General features: G+C 61.8%; 21 protein-coding genes and 2 pseudogenes. 19 read left to right on the forward strand and 4 right to left on the reverse strand.

The genetic code is table 11. The annotated features are described in order from the left end of the window. The first annotated feature begins 11 nt into the window (after positions 1-11). The 5 genes and pseudogenes from ACIPUD_RS28835 (at position 12) to ACIPUD_RS28855 (ending at position 5,547) form a co-directional block, all read left to right on the forward strand. Positions 12-1,118 carry an efflux RND transporter periplasmic adaptor subunit gene (locus ACIPUD_RS28835; RefSeq protein ID WP_446481984.1) on the forward strand — a complete coding sequence of 369 codons (1,107 nt, stop codon included), beginning with the start codon at positions 12-14 and terminating at the stop codon, positions 1,116-1,118. Positions 1,119-1,157: 39 nt separating this feature from the next. After that, a complete protein-coding gene (locus tag ACIPUD_RS28840; RefSeq protein ID WP_018458764.1) occupies positions 1,158-1,613 on the forward strand; it encodes a nuclear transport factor 2 family protein in 456 nt (151 codons plus the stop codon). A gap of 64 nt (positions 1,614-1,677) precedes the next feature. Next, positions 1,678-2,061 (forward strand): annotated as a pseudogene (locus ACIPUD_RS28845) (efflux RND transporter permease subunit); the annotation flags it as partial. A gap of 430 nt (positions 2,062-2,491) precedes the next feature. Then, positions 2,492-3,691 (forward strand): ABC transporter substrate-binding protein, encoded by a 1,200-nt coding sequence (locus tag ACIPUD_RS28850; protein WP_446481985.1) that lies wholly within the window; start codon positions 2,492-2,494, stop codon positions 3,689-3,691. Between the two features lie 53 nt (positions 3,692-3,744). Further along, entirely contained in the window at positions 3,745-5,547 is a 1,803-nt protein-coding gene (locus tag ACIPUD_RS28855; protein ID WP_446481986.1) for an AMP-binding protein, read from the forward strand. Between the two features lie 26 nt (positions 5,548-5,573). Here the strand turns inward: ACIPUD_RS28855 and ACIPUD_RS28860 are convergent, their stop codons facing one another. Beyond that, complete coding sequence (locus ACIPUD_RS28860) at positions 5,574-6,086, reverse strand: winged helix-turn-helix transcriptional regulator (RefSeq protein WP_018458768.1); 513 nt, start codon at positions 6,084-6,086, stop codon at positions 5,574-5,576. A 239-nt stretch (positions 6,087-6,325) separates the two neighbouring features. Between ACIPUD_RS28860 and ACIPUD_RS28865 the strand changes: the two genes are divergently transcribed. Beyond that, complete coding sequence (locus ACIPUD_RS28865) at positions 6,326-6,958, forward strand: 2-hydroxychromene-2-carboxylate isomerase (protein WP_085351026.1); 633 nt, start codon at positions 6,326-6,328, stop codon at positions 6,956-6,958. Positions 6,959-7,057: 99 nt separating this feature from the next. Further along, positions 7,058-8,257, forward strand: a complete 1,200-nt coding sequence (locus ACIPUD_RS28870) for a CaiB/BaiF CoA transferase family protein (protein ID WP_085350859.1) — start codon at positions 7,058-7,060, stop codon at positions 8,255-8,257. A gap of 33 nt (positions 8,258-8,290) precedes the next feature. Here ACIPUD_RS28870 and ACIPUD_RS28875 read toward each other — a convergent pair whose 3' ends face one another. Continuing rightward, positions 8,291-8,968 (reverse strand): glutathione S-transferase family protein, encoded by a 678-nt coding sequence (locus tag ACIPUD_RS28875; RefSeq protein WP_204510822.1) that lies wholly within the window; start codon positions 8,966-8,968, stop codon positions 8,291-8,293. Position 8,969: 1 nt separating this feature from the next. Then, positions 8,970-9,713, reverse strand: a complete 744-nt coding sequence (locus tag ACIPUD_RS28880; protein ID WP_026233658.1) for an SDR family NAD(P)-dependent oxidoreductase — start codon at positions 9,711-9,713, stop codon at positions 8,970-8,972. Between the two features lie 229 nt (positions 9,714-9,942). Here ACIPUD_RS28880 and ACIPUD_RS28885 point away from each other — a divergent pair, with 229 nt between their 5' ends. The 7 genes from ACIPUD_RS28885 (at position 9,943) to ACIPUD_RS28915 (ending at position 15,969) form a co-directional block, all read left to right on the forward strand. After that, positions 9,943-10,188: a hypothetical protein gene (locus tag ACIPUD_RS28885; protein WP_446481987.1), complete on the forward strand. Its 246-nt coding sequence runs from the start codon at positions 9,943-9,945 to the stop codon at positions 10,186-10,188. A 14-nt stretch (positions 10,189-10,202) separates the two neighbouring features. Then, a complete protein-coding gene (locus ACIPUD_RS28890; protein ID WP_018458774.1) occupies positions 10,203-10,940 on the forward strand; it encodes an SDR family oxidoreductase in 738 nt (245 codons plus the stop codon). A gap of 9 nt (positions 10,941-10,949) precedes the next feature. After that, positions 10,950-12,131: an acyl-CoA dehydrogenase family protein gene (locus tag ACIPUD_RS28895; RefSeq protein ID WP_018458775.1), complete on the forward strand. Its 1,182-nt coding sequence runs from the start codon at positions 10,950-10,952 to the stop codon at positions 12,129-12,131. 23 nt (positions 12,132-12,154) lie between these two features. Further along, complete coding sequence (locus tag ACIPUD_RS28900) at positions 12,155-13,285, forward strand: acyl-CoA dehydrogenase family protein (RefSeq protein WP_018458776.1); 1,131 nt, start codon at positions 12,155-12,157, stop codon at positions 13,283-13,285. Between the two features lie 14 nt (positions 13,286-13,299). Continuing rightward, the gene (locus ACIPUD_RS28905) at positions 13,300-14,487 is read left to right on the forward strand and encodes an acetyl-CoA C-acyltransferase (protein ID WP_018458777.1); all 1,188 of its coding nucleotides are present in this window, start codon (positions 13,300-13,302) and stop codon (positions 14,485-14,487) included. Positions 14,488-14,509: 22 nt separating this feature from the next. Then, on the forward strand, positions 14,510-15,520 hold the full coding sequence (locus ACIPUD_RS28910) for an NAD(P)H-dependent flavin oxidoreductase (RefSeq protein WP_018458778.1): 1,011 nt from the start codon (positions 14,510-14,512) through the stop codon (positions 15,518-15,520). Between the two features lie 152 nt (positions 15,521-15,672). Next, entirely contained in the window at positions 15,673-15,969 is a 297-nt protein-coding gene (locus tag ACIPUD_RS28915) for a YciI family protein (protein WP_085350863.1), read from the forward strand. A gap of 24 nt (positions 15,970-15,993) precedes the next feature. Here the strand turns inward: ACIPUD_RS28915 and ACIPUD_RS28920 are convergent. After that, positions 15,994-16,161: pseudogene (locus tag ACIPUD_RS28920) on the reverse strand (acetyl-CoA C-acetyltransferase); the annotation flags it as partial. 170 nt (positions 16,162-16,331) lie between these two features. Between ACIPUD_RS28920 and ACIPUD_RS28925 the strand changes: the two are divergent. From ACIPUD_RS28925 to ACIPUD_RS28945, 5 genes are all read left to right on the forward strand, one after another. After that, the gene (locus tag ACIPUD_RS28925) at positions 16,332-17,219 is read left to right on the forward strand and encodes an AraC family transcriptional regulator (protein ID WP_018458780.1); all 888 of its coding nucleotides are present in this window, start codon (positions 16,332-16,334) and stop codon (positions 17,217-17,219) included. A 206-nt stretch (positions 17,220-17,425) separates the two neighbouring features. Continuing rightward, complete coding sequence (locus ACIPUD_RS28930; RefSeq protein ID WP_026233659.1) at positions 17,426-18,499, forward strand: ABC transporter substrate-binding protein; 1,074 nt, start codon at positions 17,426-17,428, stop codon at positions 18,497-18,499. 60 nt (positions 18,500-18,559) lie between these two features. Then, on the forward strand, positions 18,560-19,384 hold the full coding sequence (locus tag ACIPUD_RS28935; protein WP_018458782.1) for an ATP-binding cassette domain-containing protein: 825 nt from the start codon (positions 18,560-18,562) through the stop codon (positions 19,382-19,384). Further along, complete coding sequence (locus ACIPUD_RS28940; RefSeq protein ID WP_018458783.1) at positions 19,381-20,637, forward strand: sugar ABC transporter permease; 1,257 nt, start codon at positions 19,381-19,383, stop codon at positions 20,635-20,637. The genes ACIPUD_RS28935 and ACIPUD_RS28940 overlap by 4 nt, the downstream gene beginning before the upstream one ends. A 27-nt stretch (positions 20,638-20,664) precedes the next feature. Then, entirely contained in the window at positions 20,665-21,393 is a 729-nt protein-coding gene (locus ACIPUD_RS28945; RefSeq protein WP_018458784.1) for an SDR family oxidoreductase, read from the forward strand. Positions 21,394-21,404: the final 11 nt, after the last annotated feature.

Here is a 21,404-nt window from a genome sequence, read left to right on the forward strand (position 1 = left end):
GAGGCCACGTTATGAAAAAGCGACAGATGATCGTGCTGGGGAGCGTCCTGATCGCGGGATGCGCGGTGGCCGCATTCGTTACGCTTCGCGCGCCGGCGGCCTCGGCCGTGAGCGATCCGAGGCAAGAAGCCCCGATCGTCAGGATCACGGCCGCGGCGCGGGTGACCGGATCGGAGCGTGGCTTCACCGGCATCATCGGGGCGCGGGTGCAGAGCAGCCTCGGTTTTCGCGTTCCCGGCAAGATCGTGGAGCGGCTTGTGAATACCGGTGAGCAGGTCAAAGCCGGTCAGCCGCTGATCCGGATCGACGAAACCGACCTTCGTCTTGCGGTCACGGCGAAGCGCAACGCCGTTGCTGCCGCGCGCGCGTCCGTCGTGCAGACCGAAGCGGACGAACCGCGATACGCCAAGTTGGTGAGCAACGGCTGGGCTTCCCGACAGCGCTACGAGCAAGCCAAGGCCGCGCTGGATACGGCCGAGGCGCAGCTTGCGAGCGCTGAAGCCGATGCACGGGTTGCCGAGAACGAGGCGACGTACTCGATCCTGGTCGCGGACGCGGACGGAACGGTGGTCGAAACGCTTGGCGAGCCCGGGCAGGTCGTTTCGGCCGGCCAGACGGTTGTTCGGATTGCCAAGGCCGGTCCTCGCGAGGCGGTGGTCGCGCTCCCTGAAACGATCCGGCCGGCAATCGACTCCGTGGCCGAGGCCAGCGTGTACGGAGTAGCCGAAGGGTGGCGCTATACGGCGCGTTTGCGGCAATTGTCCGACGCCGCCGATGCCCAGACCCGAACCTATGAAGCCCGGTATGTCCTGGACGGTGAAGCCGCGGCCGCACCACTTGGCGCGACGGTGACCATTCGGCTACCGAGCCAAACGAGCGAGCCGCAAGTTCAGGTGCCGCTCCGAGCAGTGCTCGATGATGGCCGCAAGACCGGAGTTTGGATCCTCGACAGCGCCACCTCAACCGTACGCTTTCGGCCGATCAAGCTTGTTCGGGTGACCGACGAAACCGCCGTGATCTCCGGCTTGAATTCTGGTGATCCAATTGTTTCGCTCGGCGCTCACCTCCTGCAGGAGGGCGCTCGTGTCAGGACCGCCGCTGAAAGCCGGAGCAACTGAAGAGTCTCAATCGTTCCGCCCCAGCCGCTGGAGAAGCACATGTACAGCTACATCGTCGAGCAGGAAATCCGAAAGACCTTCGACCATGTCAACAACCATCGCTGGGATGAAGCGGTGAAGGCGGTCGCGCCGCACATCCATCACCGTGTTTCCGGCCATCACGCGTTGGGCGGGGAGCGCCACGACAAAGCGGCCCTGCGCCGCTGGTTCGAGCGGCTCGGACGCGTCCTGCCCACGCTCCATATCAGGGTCAACAACGTCTGGGTGAAGGGCTGGCCCTGGAACACCACCGTGTTTGTCGAATGGGACGGCACCGCAACGCTGCTCGATGGCGACGGCTCGTACGTCAACCGCGGTCTCCACGTGTTCACCCTGCGGTGGGGCAGAGTCCATGCCCTCGAGGAATTTCAAGATTCACAGGAAGCCGCGCGCGGGCTTGCCGCCCAAGCGGCAGCTGGCCTCAAGGAAGCTGCCGCCCAGCCAATTGTAAGTTAGCAGATGAACCTTAATCTTTCCGCGATCGCCGTTCGCGAACGGGCCGTTACCCTGTCTTCATCATCCTGCGTTCGGGTTCAACGCCATTCTTGGCCTGATCGGACTGGCAGGCATCCTGATGCGCAATACCCTGATCCTGACCGAACAGATCAAGGAGAATCGTGCTGCCGGCCTCGATGACTATCACGCCGTCATCGAAGCCACCGTGCAACGCACCAGGCCGGTGATCCTGACCGCACTTGCCGCCGTGCTGGCCTTCATTCCTCTGACGCATTCCGTGTTCTGGGGATCGATGGCTTATACGCTGATTGGCGGCACGGCAGTTGGCAAGGTCCTGATCCTGCTGTTCCTTCCTGCGCTTTATGTGGCCTGGTTTCGCATCAAGCCAGCCCCCTATGAGCGTTCGGCGAAGGATGCAGAATTGCGAACAGCAATCGCCGCCGAGTAGGGCTCGGCGAAATCTATCCCTGCTGCGCCGTGGGTGCCTGGCTAGATAAGCCAGGCACTGCGTGGTCTCGCGGCGGCCTTATAGTTCAAAAAAAGAATGTGTGCAGCAGCATGGAAATGCGCCAGCGATCCTGTCCTAGAACAGCCGAAAACGCGGCCTTATACGCAGGATCTAGACCAAATTATTTCCAAGTACGAGGACGGGGCCTGTCGTCCAAGTCACGGCACGTGAGCATCTAATCGCTTGACGAGTTCAAAAAAAGAACTGTAGGCTGCGCACGAGATGGCCGAACGCAACGGCCGCGACGTGCCGGATTTACGGCTGGACCTGTTCTGCGCGATGCCTCTTCGCAAAGGGCGCGACGAGCCGCCACCGGCGCAACAAAACAAAGCCGCACACTCGAGAAGGGGTGCAAGTTTGGGAGGACGCAATGCTGGTGAGATGGAAGATCGTCGCGGCTCTGGCTCTATTCCTGAGTGGTCCCGCATTCGCCGCCGACGAGCCGGGAATCTCTGCTACCGAAATCAAGATTGGCGGGGTTTTTCCCTTCAGCGGACCGGCATCATCGATCGGTCTCGTGGGCAAGGGGCTCATGGCCTACGTTCAGGCGTTGAACGACCGCGGCGGCGTCAAAGGACGCAAGATCAACTACATCGCCTATGACGACGGATATAGTCCTCCCAAAGCGGTGGAGCACGTCCGCAAGCTCGTTGAGAGCGACGGAGTGTCGTTCATGTTCGGCCAGCTCGGAACCCCCGGCATCTCAGCCACTGCAAAATACCTTAGGGCCAAAGGGGTACCGAGTGTCGCCATCGTCAGCGGCTCGTCCAAGTTCACGGACGTCGCCAATTACCCGCTGATCACCACGGGTCTTGTCAGCTACGACACCGAAGGAAAAATCTACGCCAAATACCTGACGAGAACGCTACCGAACGCCAAGTATGCCATCCTCTATCAGAACGACGATCTCGGCAAAGATTACCTCGCTGCCTTCAAGGCGTTTCTCGGCAAGGATTTCGACCGCAAGGTCGTCAGTGCTTCCTACGAGGTCACTGAACCGACGATTGATTCGCAGATTACCAATCTGAAGAGCTCGGGTGCCGAGGCCTTGGTGATCGCCGGGACGCCGAAGTTCGCGGCGCAGGCCATCCGGCAAGCTTCGGTGATCGGCTGGAAGGCGACCGTGATCATCAATTTCCCGTCCGGATCGGTCGGAGGCACGCTTGCACCGGCCGGGCTCGACAAATCGGTCGGCGTGATGGTCGGCACGACCAACAAGGATGTCCTGGACGAGACATGGAAGGACGATCCGGGCATGCGGGCTTACCGGGCATTTTTCGACAAGTATCTGCAGGGCGCCGATATCACCAACGGCAGCTATCTGACCGGCTATCAGCAAGGCGTCCTGCTCGAGCAAATCCTCAAGCAATGCGGTGATGATCTGTCGCGGAAGAATATCCTGGCGCAGGCGAAGAACCTGAAAGACGTCGTCGTTCCGACTGTGCTGCCCGGGATCAAGGTCAACACCAGCGAGACCGAGAACATGATCTGGACGCAGATGCGGCTGCAGCGCTGGACCGGCACGACGTGGCAAGCGTTCGGAGACGTCCTGGACGCCAGGTCCGAGTGACGCTTGGCGCAGCCCGTTCTATCCATCCGCGGCAATTCAGGAGATCGTTTTCGATGTCGACGAAGCCATTGACGTTTGCGCCAAGGGAGCTCTCCGTCGAGCGCCGGACCGACGGCACGCTCATATTGAGGTCGCCGCTCGAATTGGGGCCATGTGACTGGCGCGTCACCGATTTTCTGCCGCGCTGGGCAGCCGCGGCTCCGCAGCGAATATTCCTCGCACAGCGCAATGCCAAAGGGGGATGGGACGAGATCACCTATGGCGAAGCATGGTCGCAGGTCCAGGCGGTCGGCCAGAGTCTGATGGACATGGGCGCAAAGCCGGCTGACAGGCTGGCCGTGCTTTCGGGCAACTCCATCGAGAACGCGGTGATCTCCTTTGCGGCGATGTCGATAGGTGTCATTCTGGCGCCTATATCGCCGAACTACACGCTGATGCCCGGCGGCCTTGCGCGCCTCAAGGACATCGCGCAGGTGCTGCGTCCGAACTTCGTTTTCGTTCAGAGTGGACGCGACTTTTCCGCGGCCCGTTCCATTCCCGAATTGGCAGACTCGACCTGGATCAGCGTCGATGGCGCGCCGGAGACGACGCCCTTCCGGGTCCTGACGGATCGAACGGACCGTGAAGGATTCACGCGTGCGTCGGGTGCAATCCCCAGCGACGCCGTTGCAAAAATTCTCTTCACCTCCGGTTCGACCGGCCTGCCAAAGGGCGTGCTGAACACGCATCGCATGATGGCGAGCTCGCTGCAAATGGGGAGCCTGCTGGTGTCGCCTCCGGAGGCGCCGGTTCAGGTCGAATGGCTGCCGTGGCACCATACGATGGGCAGCAACGTCATTCTTCACGGCATTCTCAGGAACGGCGGGACGCTCTACATCGATGACGGTCGGCCGCTGCCTCAGCTCTTTCACAAATCGGTGGCGAACCTCAAGGAGATCTCGCCGACGGCGATGTTCAACGTTCCCGCCGGCTATAACCTGTTGTGCGATGCCATCGAGAACGACTTCGCCCTCGGCGCCAGCATCTTCAAACGGCTGGATCGATTGAGCTACGCGGGGGCTGCCATTTCGCAAGGAACGCTCGAAAAACTCTATCGGCTGACTTCATCGGTCACGGGCCGGCGGATTCCGGTGATGTCGGGGTACGGGACGACCGAAACGGCGCCGACAATCAGCACGACGCATTGGGCAACGGATCGGCCGGGCGAGATTGGCCTTCCCGCGCCGGGCGTGCAGCTGAAACTGATCCCTGTTTCCGACACGTACGAGGCCAGGGTCAAGGGCCCCAACGTCACCCCCGGTTATCTCGGCAGAGCCGATCTGACGGAGAAGGCTTTCGACGAGGAGGGGTTCTACCGCATCGGCGACACCGTGTCGTTTATCGATCCTGAGAAGCCGGAGTTCGGTCTGCGTTTCACCGGCAGAATTTCGGAGAACTTCAAGCTCGCGAACGGCACCTGGGTTGCGATCGGCAATATGCGTGCCGCCATCCTGGCCGCAACGCGCGGCGTCCTACTGGACATTGTCGTTGCCGGAGAAAACCGTGATGCCTGCGCGCTGCTGTGCTGGCTGAATCCAACCGAGGCGGCGCGGATTTCGAACGCGCCGGCTGCGGATTTGACCTGCGACCCCAGGGTGATCGAATTCCTGAGACATCGTTTGCAGGAATACAATGAGGCCGTCGGAAGCAGCGAAAAAATCTGCACGTTCACCCTGCTGAAGGATCCGCCCTCATTGGCCGCGGGAGAAATCACCGACAAGGCCTATGTCAATCAACGTGCTGTGCTCAAGCACCGGGCTGAACAAGCGGACCGTCTCCACTGCAACGAACCCGACGCAGCCGTGATTCGAGTCTGATTCAGTGCCTGACGCCGGTGGCCGGCTCAAGCGGCGCTGCGGCGCGCCTTTGCCTTCGGCTTGTCAGGTGCGGCTGTCGTCAGCGGGCTTTGGGCGCCGGGGCCTGGATGGGTATGAACCTCCTTGGCCGAGAGCGGCTCGCCGCATTCAGAGCACACCATGACCGGGTCGAAGTCCTTTCCGCACTTGCGGTGCTGGTGCAGCAGCGGCCGGCCGCGCTCGTCGACCATGTGAGTGTCGCCCCAATGCACGAGCGCCATCATGATCGGATAAAGGTCGAGACCCTTCTGGGTCAGGATATATTCGTGCCGCTTTGGCGCCTCCTGGTAGGGAATGCGGCGCAGAATGCCCTGCCGGACCAGCTTCTTCAGCCGTTCGGCGAGGAGATGACGTGTAATTCCGAGCGCCGACTGGAATCCTTCGAAGCGCCGCGTGCGCAAAAAACATTCGCGCAGGATCAGAAGGGTCCAGCGGTCACCGATCACGCCGATGGTTCGGGCCATCGAACACGGCTCTTCCTCCAGTTCTTTCCACTTCATCCGTATTCTCCAGTCATCCCAGCGAGACCCGCTCGAATCGCTGCCGAGGCCGCCATATTTGCCTTGCATTCTAGATAGGTACTGAATTCCAAACAATACCCGATGAAACGGTCAAACCAGCATAAATCTAGCCGAATTTGACAGTTCGTTTTTAGAACTGTAGAAGTGAGAACAGGCAAGCCATGCGATTGGATCGCCGGTCCCTGACCATCCAATACGCTCTGCGGGAGAAAGCGGTCATGACCCTCAAGGTTGAATTCCAGTTCGATTTCGGCAGCCCAAACGCGTATCTGGCGGAGGTCGCCATCCCCGGGATCGAGCGGCGGACCGCGGTAAAATTCGAGTACGTCCCGGTCCTGCTCGGCGGGATCTACAAGGCGACCGGCAACATGTCCCCGTTCGACTCGCTTCGCGGGATCAAGAACAAGCCGGAATACCAGGCGCTCGAGACCCAGCGGTTTATCCGCCGCCACAACATCACGAAATTTCGTCAGAATACCTTCTTTCCAGTCAACACTTTGATGCTGATGCGCGGCGCCGTCGCGGCCCAGTTCGAAGGCGTATTCGAACCCTATTTCCGCGCCGCCTATCATCACATGTGGGAGGAGCCCAAGAAGATGGATGATCCCGAAGTGTTCCGGACCGCATTTGCCTCCTCGGGGATCGACATCGACAGGCTGGTTACGCGCGCGCAGCAGGATGACGTCAAAAAGAAGCTGATTGACCTGACCAATGACGCCGTCGCCCGCGGTGCCTTCGGCTCGCCGACATTCTTCGTCGGCAAGGAGATGTTTTTCGGCAAGGATCAACTCCGGGACGTCGAGGAATCGATCGTCGAACAGACCCGGCAGCCCGTTTCCAAGACCGGCTAGTTACCGACTTGCGGTCCGTGCGGGTTGAGGCGAAGGGCTGGCGGTAAGCCGGAGTTTATCCTCAGCCCGTCGGCAGAAAAACAATCCAGGGAGAGTGAAATGGCTGGTCCGCTTAGCGGCGTTCGTGTCCTCGATCTGACCGGCGTGGTGTCGGGCCCGTTTGCGACCATGTTTCTGGCGGACCAGGGCGCCGACGTGCTCAAGATCGAGCCGATCGGTGGCGATATCACCCGTCGCAGCCGGGCCACCATCGACAAGGACGGCGAGTTCTCCGCGCTGTTCATCTCGTCCAACCGCGGCAAGCGTTCGCTCTCGATCGACGTCAAGAGCCCCGCCGGGCACGAGGTGCTGGCCAAGCTGGTCGCGCAGGCCGATGTTCTGGTGCAGAACTTCCGGCCCGGCACCATGGAGCGCCTCGGCCTCGGCGTCGAAGAACTGCGCCGGCGTCATCCGCGCTTGATCTATGTCTCGATCAGCGGCGTCGGCGACACCGGGCCCTATGTGAAGAAGCGCGTCTACGATCCAATCATTCAGGGCCTGTCGGGCTTTGCCGATATCCAGTCGCAGCCGGTCACCAATCGCCCGCAGATGATCCGCACCATCGTGTGCGACAAGACCACCGCCGTGTTCACCGCGCAGGCGGTGGCGGCGGCGCTCTACGCGCGTGAGAAGACGGGGCAGGGGGATCATATCCAGGTCGCGATGCTGGACGCGATGATTTCGTACCTCTGGCCGGAAGGCATGATGCAGTACACGGTGGTCGGAGCCGAGGCCGCTGCCGCCGATCCCAACGACCGCCCGGATCTCGTGTTCAAGACCAGCGATGGTTACATCACGGCCGGCACCATCTCAGATTCCGAATGGCAGGGCTTCTGCCGCGCGTCCGGCGATCCCGAACTCGCCAACGATGCCCGGTTTGCGACCCCGTCCGCGCGTTCGGTGAACGCCACGGCGCGCATCAACAAGATGGCGGAGTATATCGGCCGGCACACGACCGCCGAATGGCTGGAGCGGTTGGACGCTGCGGATGTCCCTTGCGCGCCGATCCTGCGGCGCGGCGAGATCATCCACAATGAGCAGGTCGTGGCGCGCGGAATCATCGCGGAGTTCGACCAACCGAAGGTCGGCCGTGTGCGCCAGCCCAAGCCCGCGGCTCGCTTCGAGGTCAACCAGGCTGCCATCGGCGGACCGGCCCCGCGCGTCGGGGAGCACTCGCGCGAGGTGCTTCGCGAACTGGGCTACGATGATGGCGCGATCGACGATATGGTCGCTGCACGCACGTTACGCGTGGCCATGTAGGTCGATGCACTTCGCGCGTCCGGCGAACGGTTCTCAGGCCTTGGCAGGCGTCGGTTTAATTGGTGCGCGCGGAGCATTCGCGGCAACCGCTCGCTGGTAAGCCTCCCGGCTTCGCATGCGCTCGAGATAGGGCTGCGCATTGTCGCAGATGCCTACCCCGTAGGCGACCGCCCAGTCCAGGCACGTCGTCAGCAGGATGTCGGCGCTGCTGAATCGCTCGCCCATGATAAAATGTCGGCCGTCGGCCAGCGCGACCTCGACATGGCGCAGCTGCGCCCGAAAGTATTCTGCGGCTTGAGCTACGACCTCCGGCGCGACGCCGTAAATTGGGCCGAGCGCATCGGCGCTGTGACGGCGCATCACATACAGGCTAGTCGAGTCGAGCTCGGTGACGATAAAGAAGCACCATTCCAGCCACGCGGCATAGTCGCGGGTGGATTCAGGGATCAATGCACGCTCCGGCGTTGAGTACATCCGCGACAGATAAGCGACGATCGCGGCGCTCTCGCCGATGCGGAAATCACCGTCCTGCAGCAGCGGAATCTTCTGGCGCGGATTGAGCCTGGTATATTCGGCGGTCTTGGTCTCGCCGGTCCGTGGGCCGATCGGTTTGATCTCGTAGGCCAGCCCCAGCTCGTGCATCGCCCAGTGCGGCCGAACGGTGCGGCTTGTCCCGACGCCCCACAAAGTGAGGTCTGGATTGTCGCTCATGTCACCATTTCTCTACGGCGGGGCGAAGATCGAGTTCATGGGTCCAGCCGTCGCGGCTTTGCTGATGGGCAAACCAATACGCTTCGGCAATTGAGGAGGTCTTGGTCAGGCTGTCGGGCGGGATCTCACTGGCCTCGATCCCCCTGGCCGCTTTCATGCGCTGATGAATAGCCTCGCTATCGACGCCAGCGTCGATGATGAGATGGACGACGTGAATGTTCTTGGGCCCGAGCTCGCGCGCCATCGCCTGGGCCAGCGCGCGAAGGCCGAATTTTGCCGACGAGAACGCGACAAATCCCTTGCTGCCCCGGATGCTTGCGGTCGCACCGGTAAAAAGAATGGTGCCGCATCGGCGCGGCAGCATGACGCGCGCGGCTTCGCGTCCGACCAGGAAGCCGGCGTAACAGGCCAGCTCCCAGGCCTTGAAGAAGAGCTTTTCGGTAGTCTCCAGCAGGGGCTTGTTGACGTTCGAACCGGCATTGAACAGGCAGATCTCGATCGGACCGATGTCGCGCTCGACGCCCGCGAATAGCTTCTGGACTTCTGCTTCCTGACGGGCGTCGACGCTGAAGGCGTGGATGTTGTGGCCTTTCGCCCTGAGCTCGTCGACAAGCGCCTGAGATTTGGTCGGATCGCGTCTGCAGATGCAAATAGTGTAGCCGCCGCTGGCAAACCGCCGCGCAACGGCAGCGCCGATGGCATCACCCGCGCCGACCAGCATCGCGACCCCGCGACTTTCTCCCATGCTGCCTCTCCCATAAGTTCTTATTTGATACGCTAGGGGTATCGGTTGGAAGTCCGGTTGTAAACGGTGTTCTCAAGAGCGCTGGAACAGGGCAGTAAGCTTGCCGTTTTCTGATCTGATCGTGACAACAAAATAGCGATTGACGAGTTCTAAAAAAGAACGCATGTTTCGCTTCGAGGCGCAATGCTGAAAATGGCGCCGATGTTTTTCAGTCGGGAGGCGGTTAGTCGTGGCGAAGCTGTCGCAAGCACTCGGTCTCGATCAAACCGCTTTTCGGTTTGCTGGCCGCATCGACCAATCGACAGGTCGCCATCTTGCCAAAGCGGTGGACCAGATCGGGCCGATCGAGGACTGCGCCACGACCATGGTAGCCTCGATCGGCGCGATGGCGAATCCCGATCGTTCTGGTCTCGCTCAAAAAATGTGGTCCACCAGGGCCGATAGAACTGCTTCGCACACAGCGCGCCTAACCTAACTGGGAGAAGTTCCTTGAAAAAGAGAAATGCAACCGTCGCCGTGATCGGCGCGGGCGATTTCATCGGCGGCGAGATCGCCAAGAAATTTGCCTCCGAGGGCTTTACTGTCTTCGCGGGTCGCCGCAACGGCGACAAGCTGGCGCCGCTGGTCAAGGAGATCGAGGCTGCCGGCGGCGAGATCCACGCACGTTCGCTCGACGCGCGCAAGGAGGAGGAGATCGTCTCCTTTCTGAGCGACGCCGACAAGCACGCACCATTGGATGTCTGCATCTTCAATATCGGTGCCAACGTCAACTTCCCGATCCTCGAGACGACCGAGCGCGTGTTCCGCAAGGTCTGGGAGATGGCCTGCTACTCCGGCTTCCTCGCCGGGCGCGAGGCGGCCCGGCTGATGCTGCCGCGCGGCCAGGGCAACATCTTCTTCACCGGTGCGACCGCTTCATTGCGCGGTGGCAGCGGCTATGCCGCCTTTGCCAGCGCCAAATTCGGACTGCGCGCTGTGGCGCAGGCAATGGCGCGCGAACTCGGCCCGAAGAATATCCACGTCGCGCACCTCGTTATCGATTCCGGCGTCGACACCGAATGGGTCCGCCAGCGGCGCCTGGAAGCGCTCGGGCCTAATGCGCTCGACGATCCGGATCTGCTGATGCCGCCGGCCTCGGTCGCGGCGTCCTATTGGCAGCTGTATCAGCAGCCGAAGAGCGCCTGGACCTTTGAGCTGGAAATCCGCCCCTTCGGTGAGAAGTGGTAGGAAGCGCAGATGGAACTCGCACTGTCTCCCGAAGATGCGGCCTTCCGTGATGAGGTGCGCGCTTTCATCGCCGAAAACTATCCGAAGGAAATGCGGGTCCCTAATCCGGAGACCGACCTGACCAAAGAGCAATCGTTGCTCTGGCACCAAATTCTCTACGAGAAGGGCTGGATCGCGCCGCTTTGGCCCAAGGAATTTGGCGGCCCTGGCTGGTCGATCACCCGGCGTTTCATCTTCGAGCAGGAGACCAGCCGGGCCGGGACGCTGCCGCCGTTGGCGTTCAGCGTCACCATGGTTGGTCCGGTCATTTACACCTTCGGCAATGATGCCCAGAAGCAGAAGTTCTTGCCGCGGATACTGTCGGGTGAAGACTGGTGGTGCCAAGGCTATTCCGAGCCGGGCTCAGGCTCAGACCTCGCCACCGTCCGGACCAAGGCTGTGCGCGACGGCGACCATTACATCGTCAACGGTCACAAGACCTGGACAACGTTGGCGCAGCACGCCGACTGGATCTTCTGCCTGGTGCGTACTGATTCGAGCGCCAAGCCTCAGGCGGGCATCTCGTTCCTCCTGATCGACATGAAGTCGCCAGGCGTGACCGTGCGTCCGATCATCACGATCGACGGTTCGCACGAGGTCAATGACGTCTTCCTCGAGGATGTCCGCGTTCCCGTCGAGAACCTGATCGGCGAGGAGAACAAGGGCTGGACCTACGCAAAATTCCTGCTGGGCAACGAGCGCACCAGCATGGCCGGGATCGGCCGGTCGACGCGCTACCTCGACCGGTTGAAGAAGATCGTGAAAGCGGAGATCGCAGCGGACGATCCGGCGCATCTCGAATTTCGCAAGGAGATCGGCCGGCTCGAGCTCGATGTGCTCGCGCTCGAGGCCACCGAGCTGCGGGTCGTTGCCCAGATGGCGCGCGGCATCGATCCGGGGCCCGCGGCCTCGCTGTTCAAGATCCGCGGCACCGAGATCTTCCAGGGCATTACCGAGCTCACACATCGTGCCATCGGCAACTATGGCCTGGCGCTTCGCGAGCAACCGTCGGGCGCAAACCAGTTCATGCCGGGTGCCGATTACGGCCACACAGCGTCGGAGAAATACCTGAACGCGCGCAAGCTCAGCATCTACGGTGGATCAAACGAGATCCAGCGCAACATCATCGCCAAAGCGGTGCTCGGTCTCTAGCAACAGCGCAACAAGAGGATCGGATGGATATCCAGTTCACGGAAGAGCAGGAACTGTTGCGCTCCAGCGTACAGCGTATGCTACGCGACCAATACAGCTTCGAGGCGCGCCGCAAGATCGTGGCCAGCGAAGAGGGCTGGAGCCGCAAGCAGTGGGGCGCTTTTGCGGAGCTCGGCCTGCTCGCCGCGCCATTCTCCGAGGAGAGCGGCGGACTTGGTGGCGGCCCGCTCTCTACTATGATCGTTGCCCAGGAGTTCGGCCGCCACCTTGTCGTGGAGCCGTACGTGGAGACGGTCGTGCTGGTCGGCGGCTTGATCGAGCAGGCAGGGACGAAAGAGCAGAAGCAGGCCTTCATTCCCGATATCATCGCCGGACACAAGATCTGGGCGCTGGCCTGGACCGAAAAAAACTCGCGCTTCGATCTCGCCAATGTCGCGGCCACGGCGCGGCGAGAGGGAAAGGACTACACGCTTAGTGGTGAGAAGACCGCCGTCATAGCGGCGCCTTGGGCCGATTATCTCATCGTCTCCGCCCGGACTGCCGGCAAGCGCGACGATTGTGGCGGCGTCAGCCTGTTCGTCGTCGACGCCCGGGCGGCGAATCTCGAATTGCGGAGCTTCAAGACCATCGACGGCCGCCGTGCCGCGGAGATCACTTTCCGCGATGTTCGCGGCGAGTTGCTCGGCAGCGAGGGCGAAGGCGTCGCCCTGCTGGAAGGCTGCCGCGACAGGGCCATCGGCGCGCTCTGCGCCGAGGCGGTCGGCGCGATGGCCGAACTGAACTCTGCGACGCTGGAATACGCCAAGGCCCGAAAGCAGTTCGGCGTCACCATCGGCAGCTTCCAGGTGTTGCAGCACCGGATGGTCGACATGTTCATCGCGCATCAGGAGGCGCTTTCCCTGATGCAGCATCTCAGTCTCAGCCTCGGTGCCGGCGAAAGTGGCATCTCGCGCCTCGCCTCCGGCGCCAAGTCGAGGGTCGGCTATGCCGGCAAGTTCATCGCCGACCAGGCGGTGCAGCTCCACGGCGGCATGGGCATGACCGACGAATTGAACGTCGGTCACTACTTTAAGCGAATCTCCTCGATCAATATCCAGTTCGGCGATCCCGCTCACCACTTGCTGCGTTATGTGCAGCTCGACGCGGCAGCGTAACCAAAGAGGCAGCCATGACGACAGAGGCAGTTATCGTTTCCACCGCCCGCACCGGCGTCGGCAAGGCCTATCGCGGTGCGCTGAACAACACCGAGGGGCCGACCATGGCTGGCCATGTGATGGCCGAAGCGGTGAGGCGCGCGGGCGTTGAGCCGGACGAGGTCGAAGACGTGGTGATGGGTTGCGCGATGCAGCAGGGCACCATGGTGATGAACGTCGCACGCAAGGGGGCGGTTCGTGCCGGCCTGCCGGTCACCGTCGCCGGCACCACGATCGATCGGCAGTGCGCCTCCGGCCTGCAGGCGATCGCGGTCGCGGCCCGCTCGATCATGCTGGATGGCGTCGAGATCGCGATCGGAGGCGGCATCGAATCGATCAGCCTGGTGCAGAACGACCACATGAACAGGTTCCACGCCGTCGACGACGAGCTGATGGCGATGAAGCCCGAGATGTACATGTCGATGCTCGACACTGCCGAGATTGTCGCCGAGCGCTACAAGATCGGTCGCGACCGGCAGGACGAATACAGCCTCGAATGTCAGCGCCGCATTGGTGCCGCGATGCAGGCCGGTCGCTTCAATGACGAGATCGTCCCGATCACAACGACGATGGCCGTCGTCAACAAGGACACCAGGGAGGTCTCCTATCAGCAGGTGACGCTGTCGAAGGACGAAGGGCCGCGCCCCGAGACCACGGCGGAAGGACTGGCGAAGATCAAGCCGGTATTCGAAGGCAAGACCATCACGGCCGGCAATGCCAGCCAGCTCTCCGACGGAGCATCGGCCTGCGTGCTCATGAGCGACAAGACCGCCACCAAGAAGGGCCTTAAGCCGCTCGGCATCTTCCGCGGCTTCGTCGCCGCCGGAGTCGAGCCGGACGAAATGGGCATCGGTCCGGTCGCGGCGATCCCGCGCCTTCTCAAGCGCCACGGCCTGAGGATCGATGACATCGATCTTTGGGAGCTGAACGAAGCCTATGCTGTCCAGGTGATCTACTGCCGCGACAAGCTCGGCATCGATCCGGACAAGCTGAACGTCAATGGCGGCTCGATCGCGATCGGCCATCCCTACGGCATGACGGGCAGCCGGCTTGCGGGCCATATCCTGATCGAGGGGCGGCGGCGCAAGGCGAAGTACGGCGTGGTGACCATGTGCATCGGCGGCGGCATGGGCGCGGCCGGCCTATTTGAACTCGTCAACTGATCGGAAAGCGGAGAAAGCGCACGTGAAGACAGCAATCACTGAACTGTTCGGCATCCAGCATCCGATCATCCAGGGCGGCATGCATTATGTCGGCTTTGCCGAGCTTGCCGCCGCGGTCTCGAATGCCGGCGGTCTCGGCATCATCACCGGCCTGACCCAGCGGACGCCGGAGCTGCTGGCGAAGGAAATCGCGCGCTGTCGCGACATGACCGACAAGCCGTTCGGTGTGAACCTGACCTTCCTGCCGAGCTTCACTGCACCGCCTTATCCGGAATATATCGCCGCCATCAAGGAAGGTGGCGTCAAGGCGGTGGAGACCGCCGGCCGCAGCCCGGAAGCGTACATGCCCGCGCTGAAGGCTGCCGGCATTAAGGTGATCCACAAATGCACTTCGGTGCGGCATTCGCTGAAAGCCGAGAAGATCGGATGCGACGCCGTCAGCGTCGACGGCTTCGAATGCGGCGGCCATCCCGGCGAGGACGATATCCCGAACATGATCCTGCTGCCGCGCGCGGCGGATGAACTGAAGATTCCGTTCGTGGCCTCGGGTGGCATGGCGGATGCGCGCAGCCTCGTTGCTGCGCTGTCGATGGGCGCCGCCGGCATGAACATGGGTACCCGCTTCGTCGCAACCAGGGAAGCTCCCGTCCACGCCAACGTCAAGCAGGCCCTCGTCAAAGCCACCGAACTCGATACCGTGCTGGTCATGCGCGCGCTGCGTAACACCGAGCGCGTGCTGAAGAACAAGGGTGTCGATCAATTGCTCGAGGTCGAGCGCGAGAAGGGGGCGAGCCTCAAGATCGAGGACATCCATGAGCAGGTCGCGGGTGTCTACCCCAGGGTGATGGTCGATGGTGACATGGATGCCGGTGCTTGGAGCTGCGGCATGGTGGTCGGACTGATCCACGATATCCCGACGGTGAAGGAGCTGATCGACCGCATCATGAGGGAAGCCGAGCAGATCATCCGGCAGCGGCTGACTGGATTTCTTGACGGTACTGTCGCCGATCTGGCCACGCGCGCCGTTGCTTGACAAAGGTTTGCATGCGAGCGCTTCAGTGCCGAGATCAATGCTCGCTGATCGCATTGAGCAGCGGATCGGCGTGACCGATTGATCTCTCAAGTTGGGGGGGCGGGCCAGGCCGACAAGCAAGCTGAAATGTCGTTTTCACCGAGGAGCGGCCAATGAAGTACTATCTCTGCAAGTACATTCCGCCCCGGGCGGATTTCCTGGCGACCATGAGCGCCGCTGAGAAACAATGGATGAAGCAGCACGGTGCGTTCCTGGATGATCTGCTCGCAAAGGGGCAGATCGTCGCGCACGGTCCCGTCACGGACCCGCGTGGCGGTTATGGCGTGTCGCTCTATCAGATCCCGGACGATCTCGACATCGAGGCGGTCACCTCGGAAGATCCTGTCGTGAAGAACGGCGCCGGCCACTATGAGCATTACCCGATGATGCATTTGAAGGCGCGCGGCTGAGATCCTCCCCTGGACCAATTTGGCAGCGTGGGTGGCATGACCTTTGATCTGTGCCAGCACGGGTAGGCCATCGCGATCGGCGAGACAGCGTTTTGCAAGGATGGGAGCCGCGGCGCCGTCGGCATTGGCGGGGGAGGCGGCCGGCGTAATAGTGCCGTTGGTGCGGAACGCTGCCTTCAATCCGGGAACTTGGCCGGACGGCGTGCTGCACGTCAAAAAAGTATCAGTTCACATCTGAAATGGTGGTGGCGTGCCTAGGTACTGGTCGCTACTCTGCCAACGAGAGGAAGCGCTGAACCAATCAGCCGATAAGGGAGCGGAGGCGGATCATTACAAGCCGCACCGGCCTGAAGGGAGGGGACATGGAACCGGACCTGGAAGTTGTCCAGATACGGCGCGGCGAGTCATTCAAGGCGTGGTCGCACGGCTACCCATTCCACACCGTCCGCTGGCATTTCCATCCCGAGTACGAGCTCCATCAGGTCGTGGCCACCAGCGGACGCTATTTCGTCGGTGACTTCATCGGCGACTTCGAACCAGGTAATCTCGTGCTCACCGGCCCCAATTTGCCGCACAATTGGGTGAGCGATCTGCCGGCAGAGTGCGCCATCCCGCTACGCGGACGCATCCTTCAATTCAGCGAAGAATTCATCGGCGACCTGATGAAGGTCATGCCTGAGCTTTCGGGCCTTGCCGCACTGCTGGATTTTTCCCGGCGTGGTGCGCTGTTCACCCGCAGCACGAGCGATGCGCTCGTCCCACTCATGGAGGAGATCGTCACGGCGAACGGCGTGCGCCGGATCGAGCTGTTCTTGATGATCTTGGGGATACTCTGTCGCGCCGCGCGACAGGCGCGTCCGCTGTCCAGCCCAAACTATCTGCCCGATCCGTCTGGCTACATGTCCGTGGGAATGAACAAGGCACTCGCATTCATCCGGAAGAATCTGACGCAACCTTTCGGCGAAGCGGAGCTTGCTGCGATCGCCGGTCAATCGCAAAGCGCATTTTCGCGCTCGTTCCGCCGGCACACGGGCATGTCATTGGTGCAATACGTTAAGCGGCTGCGTATCAATCTCGCTTGTCAGATATTGATGAGCGACGAGCAGGCTTCCATCACCGACATCTGCTTCGAGGTCGGCTTCAACAATCTCTCCAATTTTAACCGGCAGTTCCTGGCCGAGAAAGGCATGCCCCCTTCGCGCTTCAGACGATTGTTGGCGCACAACATCGATGAGGCGCACGCGGCCTAGCCGCATAGGAGCAAAGAAGGAGGATCGTTACGGAAGAATGACGCGGACACGCCGACGGCGGTCCGCGACAGCAATCGTTCGACCAGAATTCTGCGCGGCTCCGAGCACCGGCGCTCATCGTGCCGTCGGAAACGGAAGCAGCGAGGGCCTGACTTCGAAGGATCAACGACGACACCCTGACACCCAGTCTGGAAAGGAAATCTGAAATGAGAAAGTTCTCTGCTAAATATGCGGGCACAATTGGCATAGCCCTCTCGCTGCTCGGCACAACAGCCATTTCTTCGCGGGCCGCAGAGGTGAAGAACGCGACCGTCGCCTTCCTGATGCCGGACCAGGCCTCCACCCGCTATGAACAACATGATTATCCGGGCTTCGTCGCAGAGATGAAGAAGCTGTGCGACAGTTGCAAGGTGATCTACCAGAACGCCAGCGCGGATGCCGCGCGGCAGCAACAGCAATTCAACTCGGTGATTTCGCAGGGCGCCAAGGTAATCGTGCTCGACCCCGTCGACTCCACTGCCGCGGCATCCCTGGTCAAGATGGCACAATCGCAAGGCATCAAGGTCATTGCCTATGACCGGCCGGTCCCCGACGCCAAGGTCGATTTTTACGTGTCCTTCGACAATCAAGCCATCGGCAAGGCTATCTCCGAATCGCTCGTCAAGCATCTTAAGGCCGCCAACGCGACGGCGAAGGAGGGCGAAGGCGTACTCGAAATCAATGGATCGCCGACCGATGCCGCTGCGGGACTCATCAAGAAGGGGATCCACGAGGGGCTTGATAAGAGCGGCTATCCAATTCTGGCCGAATACGACACGCCGGACTGGGCGCCGCCGAAGGCGCAGCAATGGGCGAGTGGCCAGATCACCCGCTTCGGCAAGAAGATCCTCGGCGTCGTAGCTGCCAATGACGGCACGGGCGGTGGCGCAATTGCCGCCTTCAAGGCCGCAGGTATCGAGCCGGTGCCGCCGGTGACGGGCAACGATGCGACGATTGCCGCGCTTCAGCTCGTCATCGCAGGCGATCAGTACAACACGATCTCCAAACCCAGTGAGATCGTGGCAGCTGCTGCGGCGCAAGCGGCGGTGAAATTCCTCTCCGGAGAGATGCCCAAGGCGGAAGCTACGCTATTCAATGCGCCATCGAAGTTGTTCGTGCCGGCCGTCGTCACTCAGGAGAACCTGAAGGCGGAGATTATCGATAAGAAGATCCAGACGGCCGATCAGCTCTGCACGGGCCGATATGCCGCGGGTTGCAAGAAGCTTGGCATCACGCAGTGACGACGTCGGTCCCGGCCGCTTCCGGCGGCCGGGACGAAGGATGAGAGGGCGAATTGGGACATGACCACGATCTCGGATGCCGATGACGCGCAGGGCGGACCGCGCAAGCCGGTCTTGAGTCTTCGCGGAATTTCCAAGCATTTCGGCGCCGTGTCCGCCCTGACCGATGTTGATCTCGATGTGCATGCCGGCGAAGTCGTGGCACTTGTGGGTGATAACGGTGCAGGAAAATCCACGCTGGTGAAGATCCTTGCCGGCGTGCACCAACCCACCTCCGGAACGATCACGTTCGGCGGTGAACATGTTGTCCTGTCCGACCCATCCATGGCACTCGGCCTCGGCATCGCCACCGTTTTCCAGGATTTGGCCCTCTGCGAGAATCTCGACGTGGTCGCAAACATCTTCCTCGGCCGCGAGCTCAACCCGCTGCGGCTCGACGAGGTCTCCATGGAGCTTCGCGCCTGTACCTTGCTCAACGAGCTGTCAGCGCGGATCCCGAGCGTGCGAGAGCCCGTGGCGTCGCTCTCCGGCGGACAGCGCCAGACCGTGGCGATCGCGCGCTCGCTGCTGACTGAGCCGAAACTCATTCTGCTCGACGAGCCGACTGCGGCGCTCGGCGTTGCCCAAACCGCTGAGGTGCTAGACCTCGTCGAACGCGTTCGCGCACGCGGTCTCGGCGTCATCATGATCAGTCACAACATGGAGGACGTCCGCGCGGTTGCCGATCGGATCGTGGTGCTGCGCCTCGGTCGCAACAACGGCGAGTTCGATCCCGACGTGTCCAATCAGGATCTCGTTACGGCGATTACCGGAGCGGACGAAAATTCTGTCTCGCGCCGCGCCAGGCGGCGCCGCGCCCATCAGTCGCCGGAGCTTGGGCGATGACCGACGACACGCAACAGGTTTCGACGGCGCGGTTGCTCGACCGCAGTGACGAACGAGTCAAGCACGCGGACACGCTTGGAAACACGATCGGCGCCTTTGTGGACCGTGTGCGGTCGGGCGATCTCGGATCGCTGCCGGTGGTCGTCGGGCTCATCGTCATCTGCGCGGCGTTCGAGACTCTCAACCCTGTTTTTCTCGCGCCGAACAATCTGGTCAATTTGCTTTTCGATTGCGCGACAGTGGGTGTGATCTCGCTGGGCATCGTCTGTATCCTGATGGTCGGCGAGATCGATCTGTCGGTCGGATCGGTGAGCGGGTTCTCTTCGGCGCTCGTCGGCGTGCTTTGGGTCGCTCAGGATTGGCCGGTCGCCGTGGCGATCGTCACGGCGTTGGTGCTGGGCGCTGCCATCGGCGCGCTCTATGCATTTTTGTTCAATCGTCTGGGTATGCCGAGCTTCGTCTCGACGCTGGCCGGCCTGCTAACGTGGCTCGGCCTGCAGCTGTATCTGCTCGGCTCCTCCGGCTCGATCAACCTTCCGTATGGATCGGCGCTGGTCAATTTCGGACAGATGCTCGTCATGCCGTCGATCGTATCCTACGTGCTGGCGGCGGTCGCGAGCGTGGTTATGTTCGTGACCGGCTACCGAACGGCCGCGCGCCGGCGGGCGGCGGGGCTATCGGCCAGTTCGCTTGGTCGCATGGTGCTGAAGGCGCTGCTGGTCACCATCGTGCTCGAATTCGTTGTCTATTATCTCAATCTCGGGCGCGGCATTCCCTGGATGTTTGGTCTGTTCGTCGGCTTGTGCGTGATCATGAATTACGCATTGACGAGAACCAAATGGGGCCGCTCGATGTCTGCCGTCGGCGGCAATCGCGAGGCGGCCCGTCGGGCTGGCATCAACGTTCGCCGGGTCTATTCGACCGCATTCATGCTGTGCTCCACGCTGGCCGCGGCCGGCGGCATTCTGGCCGCAGCGCGGCTGGCATCTTCCAGCCAGCAGGCCGGGACCGGGGATGTGAACCTCAACGCGATCGCCGCCGCGGTCATCGGTGGCACAAGCCTGTTTGGCGGCCGCGGGAGCGCCTATTCCGCGCTCCTCGGCGTCATCGTCATCCAGTCCATCGCGAGCGGCCTCACGCTGCTCGATCTCTCCTCGTCGCTGCGGTACATGATTACGGGCGCGGTCCTTGCCATTGCAGTCATCGTCGATTCGCTGGCACGGCGCTCGCGCCTTTCCCACGGCCGAGCTTGAACAACTCTCATAGGAAAAGGACAAGCCTTGGCCCAGGAACTTGCAGAAAAAGTCGCGGCGATCACCGGCGCCGCATCGGGCATCGGTCTCGAATGCGCCAGAACATTGATCGGGGCCGGCGCGCGGGTGGTGCTGATCGATCGGGCGGAAGAGGCGCTGAGCAGCGCCTGCGTTGCGCTGGGCGATCAGGCGATTCCGTTACGTATCGACCTCACCGATCCCCTGAGCATGGAAGCGATGATGCCGCAGGTGCTGGAGAAAGCGGGTCAACTGGACATCTTCCATGCGAATGCTGGTGCCTATGTCGGCGGCGAGGTGCTTGGCGGCGATCCCGACGCGTGGGACCGCATGCTCAATTTGAACGTCAATGCGCTGTTCCGGTCGATCCATGCGGTGCTGCCGCACATGGTTGAGCGCAAGAGCGGCGACATCATCGTCACCAGTTCGATCGCAGGTCTCGTGCCTGTCGTCTGGGAACCGATCTATACCGCGTCCAAGCACGCCGTGCAGGCTTTTGTGCATACTCTGCGCCGGCAGGTCGCGAAACACGGTTTGCGCGTCGGCGCCGTTGCGCCCGGTCCAGTCGTGACCGCGCTCATCAAGGATTGGCCCAAAGAGAAGATCGAGGAGGAAATGGCGGCCGGTGGCTTGATGCAGCCGGTGGAAGTCGCGCAGGCAGTGCTCTTCATGTTGACGCGCCCGAGAAACGTCACCATCCGCGACCTCGTCATTCTGCCGCAGAGCAACGATCTGTAACATCTTCCGAT

Source organism: Bradyrhizobium sp. CAR08 (assembly GCF_052871955.1).

Coding starts and splice junctions, on each gene's coding strand:
- ACIPUD_RS28835 (WP_446481984.1), top strand. CDS start 12: ATGAAAAAGCGACAGATGATCGTGCTGGGGAGCGTCCTGATCGCGGGA.
- ACIPUD_RS28840 (WP_018458764.1), top strand. CDS start 1,158: ATGTACAGCTACATCGTCGAGCAGGAAATCCGAAAGACCTTCGACCAT.
- ACIPUD_RS28850 (WP_446481985.1), top strand. CDS start 2,492: ATGCTGGTGAGATGGAAGATCGTCGCGGCTCTGGCTCTATTCCTGAGT.
- ACIPUD_RS28855 (WP_446481986.1), top strand. CDS start 3,745: ATGTCGACGAAGCCATTGACGTTTGCGCCAAGGGAGCTCTCCGTCGAG.
- ACIPUD_RS28860 (WP_018458768.1), bottom strand. CDS start 6,086: ATGAAGTGGAAAGAACTGGAGGAAGAGCCGTGTTCGATGGCCCGAACC.
- ACIPUD_RS28865 (WP_085351026.1), top strand. CDS start 6,326: ATGACCCTCAAGGTTGAATTCCAGTTCGATTTCGGCAGCCCAAACGCG.
- ACIPUD_RS28870 (WP_085350859.1), top strand. CDS start 7,058: ATGGCTGGTCCGCTTAGCGGCGTTCGTGTCCTCGATCTGACCGGCGTG.
- ACIPUD_RS28875 (WP_204510822.1), bottom strand. CDS start 8,968: ATGAGCGACAATCCAGACCTCACTTTGTGGGGCGTCGGGACAAGCCGC.
- ACIPUD_RS28880 (WP_026233658.1), bottom strand. CDS start 9,713: ATGGGAGAAAGTCGCGGGGTCGCGATGCTGGTCGGCGCGGGTGATGCC.
- ACIPUD_RS28895 (WP_018458775.1), top strand. CDS start 10,950: ATGGAACTCGCACTGTCTCCCGAAGATGCGGCCTTCCGTGATGAGGTG.
- ACIPUD_RS28900 (WP_018458776.1), top strand. CDS start 12,155: ATGGATATCCAGTTCACGGAAGAGCAGGAACTGTTGCGCTCCAGCGTA.
- ACIPUD_RS28905 (WP_018458777.1), top strand. CDS start 13,300: ATGACGACAGAGGCAGTTATCGTTTCCACCGCCCGCACCGGCGTCGGC.
- ACIPUD_RS28915 (WP_085350863.1), top strand. CDS start 15,673: ATGAAGTACTATCTCTGCAAGTACATTCCGCCCCGGGCGGATTTCCTG.
- ACIPUD_RS28925 (WP_018458780.1), top strand. CDS start 16,332: ATGGAACCGGACCTGGAAGTTGTCCAGATACGGCGCGGCGAGTCATTC.
- ACIPUD_RS28930 (WP_026233659.1), top strand. CDS start 17,426: ATGAGAAAGTTCTCTGCTAAATATGCGGGCACAATTGGCATAGCCCTC.
- ACIPUD_RS28935 (WP_018458782.1), top strand. CDS start 18,560: ATGACCACGATCTCGGATGCCGATGACGCGCAGGGCGGACCGCGCAAG.
- ACIPUD_RS28940 (WP_018458783.1), top strand. CDS start 19,381: ATGACCGACGACACGCAACAGGTTTCGACGGCGCGGTTGCTCGACCGC.